The following is a 13,803-nucleotide window of genomic DNA, read 5'->3' as shown; positions in this document are numbered from 1 at the left end:
CCCATCAAATGATTTCGAGTTCGGCGCGCAGCGAACCGGCCGCCTTCATCGCCTGCAGGATGGCCAGCAAGTCTTGCGGCGAGGCGCCGATGGCATTCAAGGCTTTCACCACCTCGGCCAGCGAGGCGCCGCCCTTGACCAGCATGACCTTGCCCGGTTCTTTCTTGATATCGATCTGTGCTGTCTGCGTAACCGTCGTGCGCCCGCCCGACAAAGGCGCCGGCTGGCTCACATCGGGCTCTACAGTGACGGTGACGGACAGGTTGCCATGCGAAATGGCGCACGTTTCCAGGGTCACGGACTGGTTCATCACCACGGAACCGGTACGCGCATTCATGATGACCTTGGCGGCCAGGCGGGCCGGATTGACTTCGATGCTTTCCAGTTGGCCCAGAAAGGTCACGCGCTGGTCGCTGCCACCGGGCGACTGCACCTGGATCACCCGCCCGTCCAGCGCCGCAGCCGTGCCGGCGCCGTAGCGGCTGTTGATGGCATCGACGACGCGGCTGGCGGTAGCGAAATCGGTCGCATTCAATTCCAGGCGTATCGTGTTGTTGGCGCCCAGTACCGAAGGCACGGTGCGCTCGACGGTGGCACCGCCCGAAATGCGTCCCACGCTCAAGTGATTGATGACCACCGAGCTGCCGGCCGCCTGCGCGCCTACGCCACCCACCAGTACATTACCCTGCGCCATGCCATACACCTGGCCATCGGCGCCCTTCAAAGGCGTCATCAATAAAGTGCCGCCGCGCAAGCTTTTTGCATTGCCCATCGACGACACCGTCACGTCGAGCAACTGGCCCGGCTGGGCAAACGCGGGCAAGGCTGTCGTCACCATCACGGCGGCCACGTTTTTCAGCTGCAAGCTCGTGCCTTGCGGCAAGTTAATGCCTTGCTGCTGTAGCATCGCCGCCACGCTCTGGATGGTGAACGGCGTTTGCGTGGTCTGGTCGCCGCTGCCATCGAGGCCGACGATGAGGCCATAGCCCATCAGCTGATTCTGACGTACGCCGGCGATGCTGGCCAAGTCTTTCAGGCGCTCGGCCTGCGCCACGGGTGCCAGCAGGCACATGGCCAGGCCGATGGCGATCAAAACGCGCTGAAAAGTAAACGTAGTCATGATCAGAATGGCAGCAAGCTGAGGAAGAAGCGCGAAGCCATCGACGCCATTTCGGCGCGGTCGATCTGGCTGTTGGTGCGGTATTCGACGCGCGCGTCGGCTACCTGCGTCGATGGCACGACGTTGCCGATGCCGATGGTGTCGGGATTGACCATGCCCGAGAAGCGGATGAATTCCGTGCCCTTGTTCATGGCGATCTGTTTTTCGCCAGCCACGATAAGGTTGCCGTTTGGCAGCACCTCGATCACCGTCACGCCGATCGTGCCGGAAAAGGTGTTGCTGGCGGATTGGTTGTCGCCATCGGCAAATTTCGTTGCGCCATTTGCCGAGACGGTGCCGCCCAGACGGCCCTGGGCCAGGCCGGGCGTGCTGAAGCCCACGCTGCCGGACTTGTTGCCGGAACTGGCGCCCGCCTTGACGGCATTGGTGCGCTCGGTAATGGCAATGATCATGATGTCGCCCACGTGGCGCGCGCGGCGATCTTCGAAGGCGGGACGGTAGGTCGATGGCTGGTAGATGGAACCGTTGCTGACGACCACCGGTTCGGGCATCGGCGCGCGCGTGGTGGTAGGGTATTGCACGATCGAGGTGGGCGTAATGGCGCAGCCAGACAACAGGACTGCAGACAACAGGGCGATGATGGGGTATTGCATGAGGAACCTCCGCGGCCATCCGTTGGCGGATGGCAGGACGACGATGAACATTAGAGTTGCGACAATTTCTGCAGCATTTGATCGGATGTGGTGATGGCCTTGCTGTTGATCTCGTAGGCGCGCTGCGTCTGGATCATGTTGACCATTTCCTCGGCCACGTTGACATTCGAGCTTTCAATATAACCCTGCATCAGCACCCCCGCGCCATTCGTGCCCGGGGTATTGGTCTGCGCCACGCCGGAAGCGCCCGTTTCCATGTACAGGTTTTCACCCTTCGATTCGAGGCCAGCCGGATTGACGAAGGTGGTCAGCTGCAGCGAACCGATCTGCGATGGCGCCACCGTATTGGGCAGGGTAACGGAGACGGTGCCGTCGCGCGCCACTGTCAGGCTCAGCGCGTTCGTCGGCACGGTGATGGCGGGCTGGATGACGAAGCCTTCGGAAGTGACGAGCTGGCCGTTGGCATCGGTCTGGAAGGAGCCGTCGCGCGTGTAGGCGGTGGCGCCATCGGGCAGCAGCACCTGGAAGAAACCGGTGCCATTGACCATCACATCGCGCGAATTGCCCGACGCCTGGGGATTGCCCTGGGTATGGATGCGCTCGGTAGCCACGGTACGCACGCCGGTGCCGATCTGCAGACCCGAAGGCAGCTGGGTTTGCTGCGACGATTGCGCGCCCGGCTGGCGCACATTTTGATACAGCAAGTCTTCAAACACGGCGCGCGACTTCTTGAAGCCGGTGGTGCTGACGTTGGCCAGGTTATTGGCGATCACGTCCATCTGCGTCTGCTGCGCTTCCAGGCCGGTCTTGGCTATCCAAAGGGAACGAATCATGTTTTTTCTCCAATAACAGCGCTTGCCAGCCCTGTAAGCTATTTCTATGTAACCATTATGCGACCGGCTCTATCAATTCAAAGCGAGGATCTGGGTGGCTTTCGCCGCGTTATTCTCGGCATTCTTCAACAAGCTCATTTGGGTTTCGAACTGGCGCGCCAGAGCGATCATGCTGACCATCGATTCGACGGGGCTGACATTGCTGCCCTCCAGCGCGCCCGTGGTCAATTTGACGGCCTGGTCGGCCTGCGCCAGCGTGCCATCCTTCAAGCGGAACAGGCCGTCATCGCCGCGCACCAGTTGCTGCTCGGGCGGGTTGACCAGCTTGATGCGCCCCAGCACCGTGGACGGCCCTGGCGGCACGTCGGTGGAAATCGTACCCACCGTGCCATCGCCGGCAATAGTCACTGTCACGCCCGGTGGAACGGCCAGCGGGCCCGTGTCGCCCTGTATCATCAGGCCCGATTGCGTCTGCAGCATACCGTTTTCATTGAGCTTGAAAGCGCCATTGCGCGTATAGGCTTCGGAACCGTCGGTCGACTGTACCGCGATCCAGCCGCTGTTTTCCACGGCCACATCGAGCGCGCGACCCGTGTGCTGCATGGGTCCTTGCGTGAAATCGGAACCAACGGTCGAATCGACAACGAAAGCACGTGTCGGCATCATGCCATCGGCCACGACGGGCACGGCGCGAAACGAGTCGAGCTGGGCACGGAAACCCGTGCTGGTGGCGTTCGCCAGATTATTCGCGGTAGTGGCCTGCTTGTCCAGGATGTGCTTGGCGCCCGAGCCGGCGGTGTAGATGAGACGGTCCATGTTTTTTCTCCGTGCAAAACGAAAGCCGGGAGCAGTCCGAAAGAACTGCTCCCCTTACACTTAACGCAGGTTGACGAGTGTTTGCAAGACCGAATCCTGCGTCTTGATGGTCTGCGCGTTCGCCTGATAGGCGCGCTGGGCAGTGATCATGTTGACCAGTTCGGCCGTCAAGTCCACGTTCGACACTTCCACCGACGAGGCGCGCAAGTCACCCAGGCCACCCGAGCTCGGCTCGCCCGTCATGGGGCTGCCCGAGGTCGAGCTTTCCGCCCAGGCATTGTTGCCCAGCGGCTCAAGGCCATTCGGATTGGCAAACTTGGTCAGCACCACCTGCCCCAGGTCACGCGTCTTGCCATTGTTGTACTGGCCCTGAATCACGCCATCGGTGCCCACGACGAAACGGCTCAACTGGCCAGCCGCATAGCCATCGGCCACGGTCCGCTTTTCGCTGGTGGACGAACTGAGCTGGGTGGAATTGCTGAAGTCGACCTTGATCGCCAGGTTCGAGTTCGCGCCTGTGGCGGGGAACACAGGCAGGTTGACCGTCACCGGCAAGGTTTGCGGCGGCGTCAGGGCCAGCATGGCTGCCTTGTCCAGGCTGCCGACGCTGTTGAACACCAGCGAAGCCGACCTCACGGCGGGCACTTGCGTCACCTTAGCGATATTACTGTCGATCTGATCTGGCGTCAGGCTCGAATTGATGCCGTTGGGCACGGCGCTGCCATAGGTGGCGCTGATGGCGGCCAGCTGGGCGGGGCTGGCGCCGGCCGTGGCGGCTGCGGCGCGCACGGCAGCGCCGGCGGCGTTGCCATAGGCGACGGCGGCAGCCGTAATATTGGCCGGCACCAGCGGCACGGCCGTGGCGGCGGCCTGATAGGCGGCGCGCGCAGCGAGCGAGGCGGCATCGGTCTGCGCCGTCGACGCCACTTTCGCGCTGGTGATTTCCATGCCGTCAGTGGCTGTGTAGACATCCCAGGAATTGGTGCCGGTCTTGACGTAGAAATTGGACATGGTGTGCGAATTGCCGAGCGAATCGAAGACCGGCACGGGGAACTGCTTGGTCCACGATTTCTGCTCGCTCACGCTGAACGGCACCACGGTCGGCATCTCCGAATTGGAATCGAGGTTGACCTGGGTATCGACCTTGCTGGTCGCCTGCGGCGCCATGTCGGCCGGGTCGATCTGCAGGGGCACGGTGGCGCCAGCTAAGATCTTGCCGTTCACATCGGCCGGATAGCCGGTCAGCTGGGCTTTCTGTGCATTGATGATGAAGCCGCTCTTGTCGACCTGGAACTGGCCGTTGCGCGAATACTGGATGGTGCCGTTGACACTGGTGCGGAAGAAACCGCCGCCATTGATGGCGATGTCGAGCGGATTGGACGAACTCTCCAGGTTACCCTGGTTAAACAGCTGCGCTACTTGCGATACGGAAACACCGATGCCAGGCTGGTTGCCGCCCACGCCATACAGCGAGTTGGCATAGATATCGGCGAACTGCGCCTGCGATTGCTTGAAACCTACGGTGGCCGAGTTGGCGATGTTGTTGCCGATGACGTCCAGCGATTTGGCGGCGCCGTTCAAGCCGCTCAGGCCTTGTTGGAAAGACATTGTATTCTCCTGGTAGAAATGAGGTGTAGAGGGTCTACGCTACAAATGAGCGGCTTACAAAATTTGTTTCACATCGGCCATGGTGATGCTGCCCACGCCCGGCACATTCAATTTCACGCCAGCGGCGCCCGTCGATACGCTGGCGACCGAACCGAACATCAGCGCCGCTGCATCGGTGAGTTTGCTACCGCCGCGCGTTGCTTCCACCGAGAAGGTGTAGGCACCGTCGGCCAGCACGATCGGCTTGCCATCCTTGTCGAGGTCGGCAGTGGCGCCATTCCAGCCCAAGGGCAAGGTACCCGCATCCTGCGGGCCCAGGTCGATGGAATGGACTTGCTTGCCCGCACCGTTGTAAATGAGGACCTTGACGCTGTCGGCCGGCGTCGCCAACTCCACGCCCAGCAAGGCCGCGCTCTTGCTCAGGGTGATGTTCTTGCCTGCCGTCAGCACGCCATGACCGATGATATTGGCCGCCTGCATGGATTCGGCCTGCTGGTAACTGGTTTTCAGCGTTTCCAGCGTGGTATTGAGCTTGTTGACGCCCGTCACCGTCGACAGCTGGGCCAGCTGGCTGGTCAGCTGCGCATTGTCCAGCGGGTTCATCGGGTCCTGATTTTTCAGCTGGGTCACCAGCAACGTCAGGAATTTATTCGTTTCTTCCTCGACGCTGCCCTTCGCGGCCGTCGTCTTCTTCGGATTCATTGTCGCCATCAAGTCGGTGACGGTGGCAGAGCTGGTATCGATGGTTGCCATAATAGTCAGTCAGCCTTATTGGCCGAGCGTAAGGGTTTTCAGGAGCAGCGACTTGGCCGCATTCATGGTTTCCACATTGGTCTGGTAGGAGCGCGAAGCCGACAGCATGTTGACCATCTCGTCGACCGTATTCACGTTCGGCATGGTGACGTAGCCCTTCTCGTCGGCCAGCGGGTTCTTCGGGTCGTAGACCAGCTTCATCGGCGACGGGTCTTCGATCACCTTCTGCACCTTGACGGCGGTGGCGCCGTTGGCCAGGGGCACGGCCTCGAACACCACTTGCTTGGCGCGGTAAGCCTCGCCACTGGCGCTGGTGGCGCTGTCGGCATTGGCCAGATTGCTCGCTACCGTGTTCAGGCGCTGCGCCTGGGCGCTCATGGCCGAACCGGACACATTGAAAATATTAAACAGCGACATAATTATTGTCCTCCCTGGATGGCCGTCAACATGCCCTTGATCTGCGAGTTGAGGAACGTCACGGCTGCCTCGTAGCGGATGGCGTTGTCGGCAAAGGCATTGCGTTCGAGATCCATGTCCACCGTATTGCCATCGACGGCGCCCTGGGCCGGTGCGCGGTACAGCAGCGGCGTGCCGTCGGCCAGCGCGTCGACCTTGCCGCCCGTGCTGCTGCCTGCGCCAGCGGCTAAGCCCTTGCCCGGCATATGCTGCGGCGCCGTGCCCTTGAGGGCCGGCGGCACGCCATCCTTGCGCGCCATCGCCCCCTTCAAGGCGCTGGCGAAATCGACATCGCGCGCCTTGTAGTTGGGCGTGTCGGCATTGGCGATATTCGAGGCGAGCAATTCCTGGCGCGTCGAGCGCAGGCTCAGCGCCGTCTCGTTGAAGCGCATGTAATCGTCGAGTTTCCCTATCATGTCAGGCTCCGGAAAAATCTGCCACTGGCGCCTGAGATGGCGGAAGGATGGCGGTATAGTGATGACAGGAAACATAGTACGGCGCGCACCGGCAAGGCCATCGCCGGATCAGACCATACTTTTACCCCTTAATCGACGCTTCGATCAGGGCGGCGCGCACTATCATGGCACTATTCCAGAGGCCTATCACCATGAAAACACCGCTTGCACTCTTACTCGCTCTTGCCGCCCTGCCACCGCTGACGCAGGCGCAAAACGCCGGCCGGCAAACGCCGGAAGCGCTGCGCAACAGCGTGGAACAATTCCTGCAGGTACAAAGCAAGGGCTTGCCGGGCAAGGTGACGATCAGCGTCGGCGCCGTCGATCCGCGCCTGAATCTGGCGGCGTGCCCCGCACCGCAAGCATTCATGGCGCCGGGCGCCCGCGCCTGGGGCAAGACCACCGTGGGCGTGCGCTGCACGGCGCCGAGTAACTGGAGCATTTATCTGCAAGCCAACGTAGCCGTCGTCGGCGATTACGTGGCCAGCGCCGTGCCGCTGGCGCAAGGGCAAGCCATCGACGCCAGCCAACTGGTGACGATGCAGGGTGACTTGGCCGCATTGCCAGCAGGCATCGCCACGGACATGGCCCAGGTCGTGGGCGCGAGCACGAATATTTCCTTGCCACCAGGCACGCCGATGCGCCTCGACACCCTGCGCCGCAAGCCAGTGGTGATGCAGGGCCAGCTGGTGCGCGTCGTTTCCAGCGGTAATGGTTTTCAGGTAGCATCAGAAGGACGCGCCATCGGCAGCGCCGGCGATGGCCAGACGGTGCAAGTACGCACGCAGAGCGGCCAGCAGATCAGCGGCGTGGCGCGCGCTGGCGGCATGGTGGAGGTCGCCTTTTAAACAGCGAAGAACAGCGATGCACAGCGATATTCTGGTCTGGCGCACTAAAGTTTCGGAAGAAGGTGCCGATAAAGAGCTATATCCCGGAGTTTATTGACTTCGACCAGACGAGGATCACGCTGTGAAAATTACCGACAACACTATTAAAAGCAATCCCGGCCTGCCGGTGTCGCCCGCGAGTACCTCCGGCGCCCGCAATGCCGAGAAAGCCCAGGCAACACCGACGACGTCGGACAATGTACGCCTGTCGCCGCAAGGACAGGCGTTAGCGGCCAGTGCAACTGCCGGCAGCAGCGCCGTGTTCGACACGAAAAAAGTCGAACGCATCAAGCTGGCGATCGCCGACGGCCAGTTCCAGGTCAACTCTGAAAAAGTGGCAGACGGTCTCCTCGACACAGTCAAGGACTTGCTGCACTCACGCAATAGATAGGTTCCCTCATGCAATCAGTGACTCCGTTTTCCAGCCTGCGCGACGAGCAACAGCTCATGACCACATTGCTGGCATTGATGAAAGAAGAACAGCGGCATCTGGTTGCCGCTGACATCGATGCAATCACGGAGTTGACGGCGCGCAAGACGGCACTCGTAGGACAATTGAGCCAACTGGCGGCGCAACGCCACAAGGCGCTGGCGGCAGCTGGCTTCACGGCTGCAGAAGCTGGCATGGAAGACTGGCTGGTCGGTGCCAGCGAAGCCGAAGCGGCGCCCCTGTGGAAAGCCCTGCTCGATATCACGCGCGAAGCCAAGGAACAAAACCGGCTGAACAGCCTGCTGGTCAACAGGCACATGCTGCATACGCAAGGCGCCCTGAACGCCATGCGCCCCACGGCCCAGAGTGGCAATTTCTACGGCCCCAGCGGCCAAGCGATGACGAACACGGCCAGCCGACGCGTCGTCATCGGCTAACTGTCCCAACACCACACCATCACACCAAGACGCAGCAGCCTTGCAGCGTCAACCATGCGCAGCACGCCGCGCATGCTGGCGACATTCATGCTGGCGACATTTCGCTGCGATGACCTGCCCCTTCGCCGCTGGACCAGCGGATCGTCGGGACGCTAGCCCACGCGCACGCGCGCACGTCAAAGCTAAGCGCCAGCCTTTTTAGGCTGGTGGCCCAGCTTGGCCAGCGCGGCCACGATGGTATCGACATGGTCGCCCTGCACTTCGATCACGCCATCCTTGACCGTGCCGCCCGAGCCGCACTGCGTGCGCAACTGCTTGCCCAGCAGGGCCAGCGCGATGGCGTCGAGCGCCAAGCCTTTCACTACGGTGACGCTCTTGCCGCCGCGCCCCTTGGTCTGGCGCGACACGCGCACCACGCCATCGCCCGCCGGCACCGCCTTGGCTTGCGCCTTGCATGCGCATTGCGCCAGCGGCTGGCGGCATGCGGGGCACATACGGCCCGTTTCGGTGGAATATACGAGAGCGCCTGCGGAACTGCTTTTCATGATGGAGAGAGAATAAGGGAGAAGGCCGCGATTGTACCAAGCAATACCGGGGTCAGAGCCGACGGGGCTGACCCCGCCAGTCAGTTGGCCGGTGCCGGCGCTGGCGACACCGGCGCCGTCGGCACCTCCATCACCGTCTCGGGGATGCCGGAGAGGATCGTCACGGCGACCCTGCGGTTGCGCGCGCGTCCTTCCGGCGTGGCGTTTGGCGCCACCGGGATGTTGTCGGCGTGTCCCACGGCCGACAGGCGCGACGCTTGCACACCGCTGGCGATGAACAGGCGCACCACGGCGCTGGCGCGCGCGGCCGACAATTCCCAGTTCGAGGCAAAATTTGAATTGCTGATCGGCTGTACATCCGTATGCCCTTCCACCTGCACGTCGTGCGTATCGTCCTTGAGCAGCACGGCCACGGCGCGCAAGGCCTGGTCCGACTCCGTCGTCAAGCCGGCAGCGCCCGGATCGAACAGCACGCTGGCGTTGATTTCCACGCTCACGCCGCGGCTCGTCTGCGTGACCCTCACTTTGCCTTCCTTGACCAGCGGCGCCAGCGTCGATGTGAGGTCCTGCGCCAGGCGCGTCATGTGTTCGCGCTCGCGGCGGATGGCTTCGGCGCGGCGTTTCAGGGCGGGGTTCGGCAGCGCGATGGCTTGCGGCGCTTCCATGATGATGGGCGGCGCGCCCTTTTCCAGGCTGAAGGCCTCGCCGATGGCATTCTGGAAGACGCGGTACTTACCTTCGTTGACTTGCGAAATCGCATACATGACAACGAAAAAGGCGAACAGCAAGGTAATGAAGTCGGCGTACGAAATCAGCCAGCGGTCCTGGTTATCCGCTTCCTCGTCATACTTCCTGCGCGCGCGCCGCATCATGCTCAGTGCTCGTGCAACAGGCTGGCCACGCGCTCTTCGATGATGCGCGTATGGTCGCCCGTGGCGATGTCGTACAGCACGGCGGCCGTGATCTCGTACTGCAGCACGCGGCGCGACACGATGGCCTTGAGTTTATTCGCCACCGGCAGGAACAGCAGGTTGGCCAGCCCCACGCCGTAGATGGTCGAGACAAACGCCACGGCAATGCCACTGCCCAATTTGCTCGGGTCGGTCAGGTTTTCCATGACGTGGATCAAGCCCAGTACGGCGCCCACGATACCGATGGTGGGCGAATAGCCGGCCGCCGATTCCCACACCTTGACGGCCTGGCGCTCGGCCATTTCGTAGGCAGAGATTTCCACATCGAGCACCTGGCGCAGCTTGTCGGGCGCAATGCCATCGACGATCATCCTCAAGCCCTTGGCATTGAAGCGGTCGGTCGTGTCTTCCATCAGGCGCTCAAGCGCCAGCGTGCCGTCGCGACGCGCCGTCAAACTCCATTGCCCGATATCGCGCGCCAGCGCGGCGCGCGTATCGGCGGGCGGCAGGAAGACCCAGCGCAGCATTTGCATGCCGCGCGCGAAGGTGCGCAGCCGCGTTTGCAGCAGCACGGCACCAAAGGTGCCGACGATGACGATGGCAAAGGCGGCCGGCTGCAGCAGGGAGGCCATCTTGCCGCCTTCCAGTGTCTGGCCGACCAGCAGGCCCGCCAGCGCCAGCGCCAGCCCGATTACGCTGGACCAGTCCACGCCTGCTCCCTCAAAGTTGCGCGCAGGCGCGCGACGGCCTGGGTATGCAATTGCGAGACGCGCGATTCGGACACGCCCATCACCGCACCGATTTCCTTCAGGTTCAGCTCTTCTTCGTAATACAGGCCCATGAGTATTTTCTCGCGTGGCGGCAGCGCGTCGATGGCATCGATCACGGATTGCCGGAAATCGGTATCGAGCAGGGAACGCAAAGGATCGCTATCCTCGTCCACGCAATGGCGGTCAAGGAAGCTGTCATTGCCGTCCGGGTCATGAAAGTCTTCGTAGTACACCAACTGGTGCCCACCGCCATCGCCCAGCATTTCCTGGTAGTCCGTGAGCGACATTTTGAGCAGCTTGGCCACTTCCGACTCGGTCGGCGGATGACCGAGGCGCTGCTGCAAGGTACTCATCGCCTCTTCGATCTTGCGCATGTTCTGGCGCATGCTGCGCGGCAGCCAGTCGCTGGTGCGCAATTCGTCGAGCATGGCACCTCGGATGCGCAGCACGGCATACGTCTCGAACTGCGCGCCATGCGTCTCTTCGTAGCGACTGATAGCGTCGAGCAGGCCGATCATGCCGGCCTGGATCAGGTCATCGACCTCGACCGAAGGCGGCAATTTCGCCTTCATATGGTGCGCCAGACGCTTTACCAACGGAATATGCTCCGTCAGCAAATAGTCCTTGTTCGATTTCCCTTTGACCGTGTACATAGGCTGCTTATTGTTTTAACTGCTATCGAGTGCTGATAATGGAATCAGGCGCTGAACTGGTGCAGGCTCCCCGTCTGGTACAAGGTGCCGCCGAGCACTGGCGCCGCCGAACGGGCCAGCCGCTCGGCCAGTCCGCGAAACGCCACCGAGGCCCCCGCCAATGGAAAGGCATCGACCACGCTGCGTCCCAGACGCGCCGCGCGGTGTAGATACTCGTCGGCAGGCACCGACCCCATCGAGGTCAATTTCACGGCCAGATAACGGCTCGCCGCCTGCGCCATATTATCGTACACCACTTTTGCCTCAGATTCGGAAGCGCCGGTAACAAGAATGCCAAACGGACGCCGTCCCAGTTCCTGGCTCAGGCGCTTGATGAGGCAGTAAGCGGCCTTGATCGAGGTGGCGCTGGTCGAGACCTGCACCACGATGTCGGATGAGGCCATCAGCGGCACGGGGAAGCAGTCGCCCGCGTCGGCCATGACGCCGTCGACCAGCACGATGCCGCTCTGGCGCGCCAGCACCTCGAAGGTCTTGCCTAGGCGGCGCAGTTCTTCCTCGCCAGCATAGTCCAAGCTATCCATCAGATGGTTGCGCGCGCCCAGGCTGGCCACGCCGAAGCCTTGCGGCACTTGATGGATGACCTGGTTCAAGGCGCACTGCTGGCGTGCCACGTCGCGCAGGCTGGCGCCGTGCGCCAGTCCCAGGCGGGCAGCGACGCCGTCGCTGCCGCCGCTGGCGTCGAGCAGCAGCACGTCATTGCCGCCGTACACCAGCGAGGCCCCAAGGTTGACCAGCATGGCGCCCTTGTCGTCTTGCGGCGTGGCCGACAAGAACGTCATGACGCGCGGCTGCGGGCCGGCCAACATGCGGCGCAAGCCTTCGGCCTGGTCGAAATCAAAATTAGCCAAGGTGCACCCCGCGCGCTTCATTGTTGCGCGACGCCGCCTGTGCCATCAACAGCGGCAGTTCGGCATCGGAAAACTGTGTCGCCGCGGCATCACGCTTGAGCTTGAAAGCGCGGTCGATCAGGTAGCCACGGTCGGCCAGGTACAAGTCTTCCGGCACGCGCTGGCCATTCGACACATAAAACAGGTTCAGTTTCTGGCGGATCACCACGTCGAGCACATTGCCGATCGAGGCCGCTTCATCGAGCTTGGTCATGATGCAGCCAGCCAGGCCGCTGCCCTGGTAGGCGCGCACCACTTCGTTCAAGGTTTCCTGCGTGGCCGTGGAGTTCAGGCACAGCAGGCGTTTCACGTCGGCGCCGGCGCCAGACAGCATGGCCACCTGTTCGGTCACCATCTGGTCGCGCTGGCTCACGCCCACCGTATCGATCAGCACCGTGTGCTTGTTTTTCAATTCCTTCAAGGCGATGCGCAAGTCCGCCTCATCCTTCACCGAATGCACCATCACGCCGAGAATCTTGCCGTAGATGCGCAGCTGTTCATGCGCGCCGATACGATAGGCATCGGTGGTGATCAGGGCCAGCTTTTCCGGGCCGTGGCGCATCACGCAGCGGGCCGCCAGCTTGGCCGTGCTGGTGGTCTTGCCAACACCGGTCGGGCCCACCAGCGCAAACACGCCGCCCTGCTCCAGCATGGCGTCTTCGTTGGCGACTGTATTGAGGTTGCGGCTGAGGACGGTCTTGATCCAGCGCATGCTTTGCGCGCCATCCAGGCCGGCGGGCAGCTTGTCGATCAGGTAGCGCGCCAGGCTGGCCGAGAAACCGGCGGCCAGCATTTCACGCAGCACCACGGCTTTTTGCGGCTCGCGCTGCTGCGTCGAGCCCCACGAAATTTCCGCCAACTGGGTTTCCATCATGCCGCGCATGGCGCGAATTTCATTCATCATGCCGCTCATCTCGGCGGCGGCATTCTCTTTCACGTGCGCCAACGCGCTGGCCATCATCTGCTGCATGCGGGCCATGTCCACTGGCTCGCCGGCTGCTTGGCGCGGTGCGGCAGGACGTGGCGCAGCCGGGCGTTGGGCCGGGGCGGGCTGACGCTGCGGCGTGGCGAACTGGGTCTGCAACTGGGGCCGCGGCTGGGACATTTCGGACGCCGCCGGCGGCGACGCCAGCGAAGCGGCATCGTCATTGGCCAGCGCCAGGATTTCCACCACGCCATCGGCCTGGCGGTTCGACAAGATCACGGCATCGGGGCCCAGCGCTTCACGCACCTTGCGCAAGGCATCGCGCGACGAGGCACCGGTAAATTTTTTCACATTCATGATCGGCCTCCCTGGGCGGGGGTAGCGCAATACTGGCTGAACTGTGTGACCATCATCGACTCCTGTTGCTTGGGTGCTGTCTTCCACATGGACACAGATCACCCGGACAGTTTCTATTATTAGCGATGCTTGGAAGAAATGATCGAAGGAACAGGACGGGAAAGTACCCGTTATTCAGTTTGCCAGCAGGAAATTGATGTTTATTTGACCAAAGGCAAGGGCTCAGCAAAGGCTGGGGTCAGACCCC

General features: G+C 62.2%; 17 protein-coding genes. 3 read left to right on the top strand and 14 right to left on the bottom strand.

The genetic code is table 11. From position 1 onward, the window contains the following. Positions 1–4 precede the first annotated feature (4 nt). From ACQ4V8_RS00865 to flgB, 8 genes are all read right to left on the bottom strand, one after another. Positions 5–1,120, bottom strand: coding sequence for a flagellar basal body P-ring protein FlgI (locus ACQ4V8_RS00865; protein WP_436570740.1), 1,116 nt, complete (start codon positions 1,118–1,120; stop codon positions 5–7). Positions 1,121–1,122: 2 nt separating this feature from the next. Continuing rightward, the gene (locus ACQ4V8_RS00860) at positions 1,123–1,773 is read right to left on the bottom strand and encodes a flagellar basal body L-ring protein FlgH (RefSeq protein WP_029496605.1); all 651 of its coding nucleotides are present in this window, start codon (positions 1,771–1,773) and stop codon (positions 1,123–1,125) included. 50 nt (positions 1,774–1,823) lie between these two features. Beyond that, a complete protein-coding gene (gene flgG, locus ACQ4V8_RS00855; RefSeq protein ID WP_010400781.1) occupies positions 1,824–2,606 on the bottom strand; it encodes a flagellar basal-body rod protein FlgG in 783 nt (260 codons plus the stop codon). Positions 2,607–2,678: 72 nt separating this feature from the next. Beyond that, positions 2,679–3,422: a flagellar basal body rod protein FlgF gene (locus ACQ4V8_RS00850; RefSeq protein ID WP_010400782.1), complete on the bottom strand. Its 744-nt coding sequence runs from the start codon at positions 3,420–3,422 to the stop codon at positions 2,679–2,681. A 60-nt stretch (positions 3,423–3,482) separates the two neighbouring features. Further along, a complete protein-coding gene (locus ACQ4V8_RS00845) occupies positions 3,483–5,030 on the bottom strand; it encodes a flagellar hook protein FlgE (RefSeq protein ID WP_070346411.1) in 1,548 nt (515 codons plus the stop codon). 54 nt (positions 5,031–5,084) lie between these two features. Beyond that, complete coding sequence (locus ACQ4V8_RS00840; RefSeq protein ID WP_010400790.1) at positions 5,085–5,783, bottom strand: flagellar hook assembly protein FlgD; 699 nt, start codon at positions 5,781–5,783, stop codon at positions 5,085–5,087. A 15-nt stretch (positions 5,784–5,798) separates the two neighbouring features. Continuing rightward, complete coding sequence (gene flgC / locus ACQ4V8_RS00835) at positions 5,799–6,200, bottom strand: flagellar basal body rod protein FlgC (RefSeq protein ID WP_010400792.1); 402 nt, start codon at positions 6,198–6,200, stop codon at positions 5,799–5,801. A gap of 2 nt (positions 6,201–6,202) precedes the next feature. Continuing rightward, positions 6,203–6,655, bottom strand: coding sequence for a flagellar basal body rod protein FlgB (gene flgB, locus ACQ4V8_RS00830; RefSeq protein ID WP_029496606.1), 453 nt, complete (start codon positions 6,653–6,655; stop codon positions 6,203–6,205). A 191-nt stretch (positions 6,656–6,846) separates the two neighbouring features. Between flgB and flgA the strand changes: the two genes are divergently transcribed. The 3 genes from flgA (at position 6,847) to ACQ4V8_RS00815 (ending at position 8,448) form a co-directional block, all read left to right on the top strand. Continuing rightward, positions 6,847–7,542, top strand: a complete 696-nt coding sequence (flgA, locus tag ACQ4V8_RS00825) for a flagellar basal body P-ring formation chaperone FlgA (protein WP_010400796.1) — start codon at positions 6,847–6,849, stop codon at positions 7,540–7,542. A gap of 121 nt (positions 7,543–7,663) precedes the next feature. After that, positions 7,664–7,972, top strand: coding sequence for a flagellar biosynthesis anti-sigma factor FlgM (gene flgM / locus ACQ4V8_RS00820; protein WP_010400798.1), 309 nt, complete (start codon positions 7,664–7,666; stop codon positions 7,970–7,972). An 8-nt stretch (positions 7,973–7,980) separates the two neighbouring features. Beyond that, entirely contained in the window at positions 7,981–8,448 is a 468-nt protein-coding gene (locus tag ACQ4V8_RS00815) for a flagella synthesis protein FlgN (RefSeq protein ID WP_010400799.1), read from the top strand. Between the two features lie 182 nt (positions 8,449–8,630). Here ACQ4V8_RS00815 and ACQ4V8_RS00810 read toward each other — a convergent pair whose 3' ends face one another. The 6 genes from ACQ4V8_RS00810 to flhF form a co-directional block, all read right to left on the bottom strand. Continuing rightward, positions 8,631–8,993, bottom strand: a complete 363-nt coding sequence (locus ACQ4V8_RS00810) for a translation initiation factor Sui1 (RefSeq protein WP_029496607.1) — start codon at positions 8,991–8,993, stop codon at positions 8,631–8,633. Positions 8,994–9,073: 80 nt separating this feature from the next. After that, positions 9,074–9,862, bottom strand: a complete 789-nt coding sequence (gene motD / locus ACQ4V8_RS00805; RefSeq protein ID WP_010400801.1) for a flagellar motor protein MotD — start codon at positions 9,860–9,862, stop codon at positions 9,074–9,076. Between the two features lie 5 nt (positions 9,863–9,867). After that, complete coding sequence (locus ACQ4V8_RS00800) at positions 9,868–10,614, bottom strand: flagellar motor protein (protein WP_070346410.1); 747 nt, start codon at positions 10,612–10,614, stop codon at positions 9,868–9,870. Then, positions 10,596–11,327 (bottom strand): RNA polymerase sigma factor FliA, encoded by a 732-nt coding sequence (locus ACQ4V8_RS00795; protein ID WP_436570739.1) that lies wholly within the window; start codon positions 11,325–11,327, stop codon positions 10,596–10,598. Before ACQ4V8_RS00795 ends, ACQ4V8_RS00800 begins: the two co-directional genes overlap by 19 nt. A gap of 44 nt (positions 11,328–11,371) precedes the next feature. Beyond that, on the bottom strand, positions 11,372–12,235 hold the full coding sequence (locus ACQ4V8_RS00790; RefSeq protein ID WP_043462625.1) for a MinD/ParA family ATP-binding protein: 864 nt from the start codon (positions 12,233–12,235) through the stop codon (positions 11,372–11,374). Next, positions 12,228–13,556 (bottom strand): flagellar biosynthesis GTPase FlhF, encoded by a 1,329-nt coding sequence (gene flhF / locus ACQ4V8_RS00785; protein WP_010400809.1) that lies wholly within the window; start codon positions 13,554–13,556, stop codon positions 12,228–12,230. Before flhF ends, ACQ4V8_RS00790 begins: the two co-directional genes overlap by 8 nt. Positions 13,557–13,803 lie beyond the last annotated feature (247 nt).

The sequence above is a fragment of the Janthinobacterium paucivorans genome, assembly GCF_051380805.1.
In the GTDB taxonomy this organism is placed as follows: Bacteria; Pseudomonadota; Gammaproteobacteria; order Burkholderiales; family Burkholderiaceae_D; genus Janthinobacterium; species Janthinobacterium lividum_D.
The sequence above is the reverse complement of the archived record's forward strand: the minus strand, read 5'-3'. Positions and strand labels throughout refer to the sequence as shown.

Bases quoted from the DNA above. Each gene is read 5' to 3' on its own strand.
- ACQ4V8_RS00845 (WP_070346411.1), bottom strand. From the start codon at position 5,030: ATGTCTTTCCAACAAGGCCTGAGCGGCTTGAACGGCGCCGCCAAATCG.
- ACQ4V8_RS00810 (WP_029496607.1), bottom strand. From the start codon at position 8,993: ATGAAAAGCAGTTCCGCAGGCGCTCTCGTATATTCCACCGAAACGGGC.
- ACQ4V8_RS00815 (WP_010400799.1), top strand. From the start codon at position 7,981: ATGCAATCAGTGACTCCGTTTTCCAGCCTGCGCGACGAGCAACAGCTC.
- ACQ4V8_RS00865 (WP_436570740.1), bottom strand. From the start codon at position 1,120: ATGACTACGTTTACTTTTCAGCGCGTTTTGATCGCCATCGGCCTGGCC.
- ACQ4V8_RS00860 (WP_029496605.1), bottom strand. From the start codon at position 1,773: ATGCAATACCCCATCATCGCCCTGTTGTCTGCAGTCCTGTTGTCTGGC.
- motD (WP_010400801.1), bottom strand. From the start codon at position 9,862: ATGCGGCGCGCGCGCAGGAAGTATGACGAGGAAGCGGATAACCAGGAC.
- flgC (WP_010400792.1), bottom strand. From the start codon at position 6,200: ATGTCGCTGTTTAATATTTTCAATGTGTCCGGTTCGGCCATGAGCGCC.
- flgA (WP_010400796.1), top strand. From the start codon at position 6,847: ATGAAAACACCGCTTGCACTCTTACTCGCTCTTGCCGCCCTGCCACCG.
- ACQ4V8_RS00850 (WP_010400782.1), bottom strand. From the start codon at position 3,422: ATGGACCGTCTCATCTACACCGCCGGCTCGGGCGCCAAGCACATCCTG.
- flgB (WP_029496606.1), bottom strand. From the start codon at position 6,655: ATGATAGGGAAACTCGACGATTACATGCGCTTCAACGAGACGGCGCTG.
- flgG (WP_010400781.1), bottom strand. From the start codon at position 2,606: ATGATTCGTTCCCTTTGGATAGCCAAGACCGGCCTGGAAGCGCAGCAG.
- flhF (WP_010400809.1), bottom strand. From the start codon at position 13,556: ATGAATGTGAAAAAATTTACCGGTGCCTCGTCGCGCGATGCCTTGCGC.
- ACQ4V8_RS00840 (WP_010400790.1), bottom strand. From the start codon at position 5,783: ATGGCAACCATCGATACCAGCTCTGCCACCGTCACCGACTTGATGGCG.
- ACQ4V8_RS00795 (WP_436570739.1), bottom strand. From the start codon at position 11,327: ATGTACACGGTCAAAGGGAAATCGAACAAGGACTATTTGCTGACGGAG.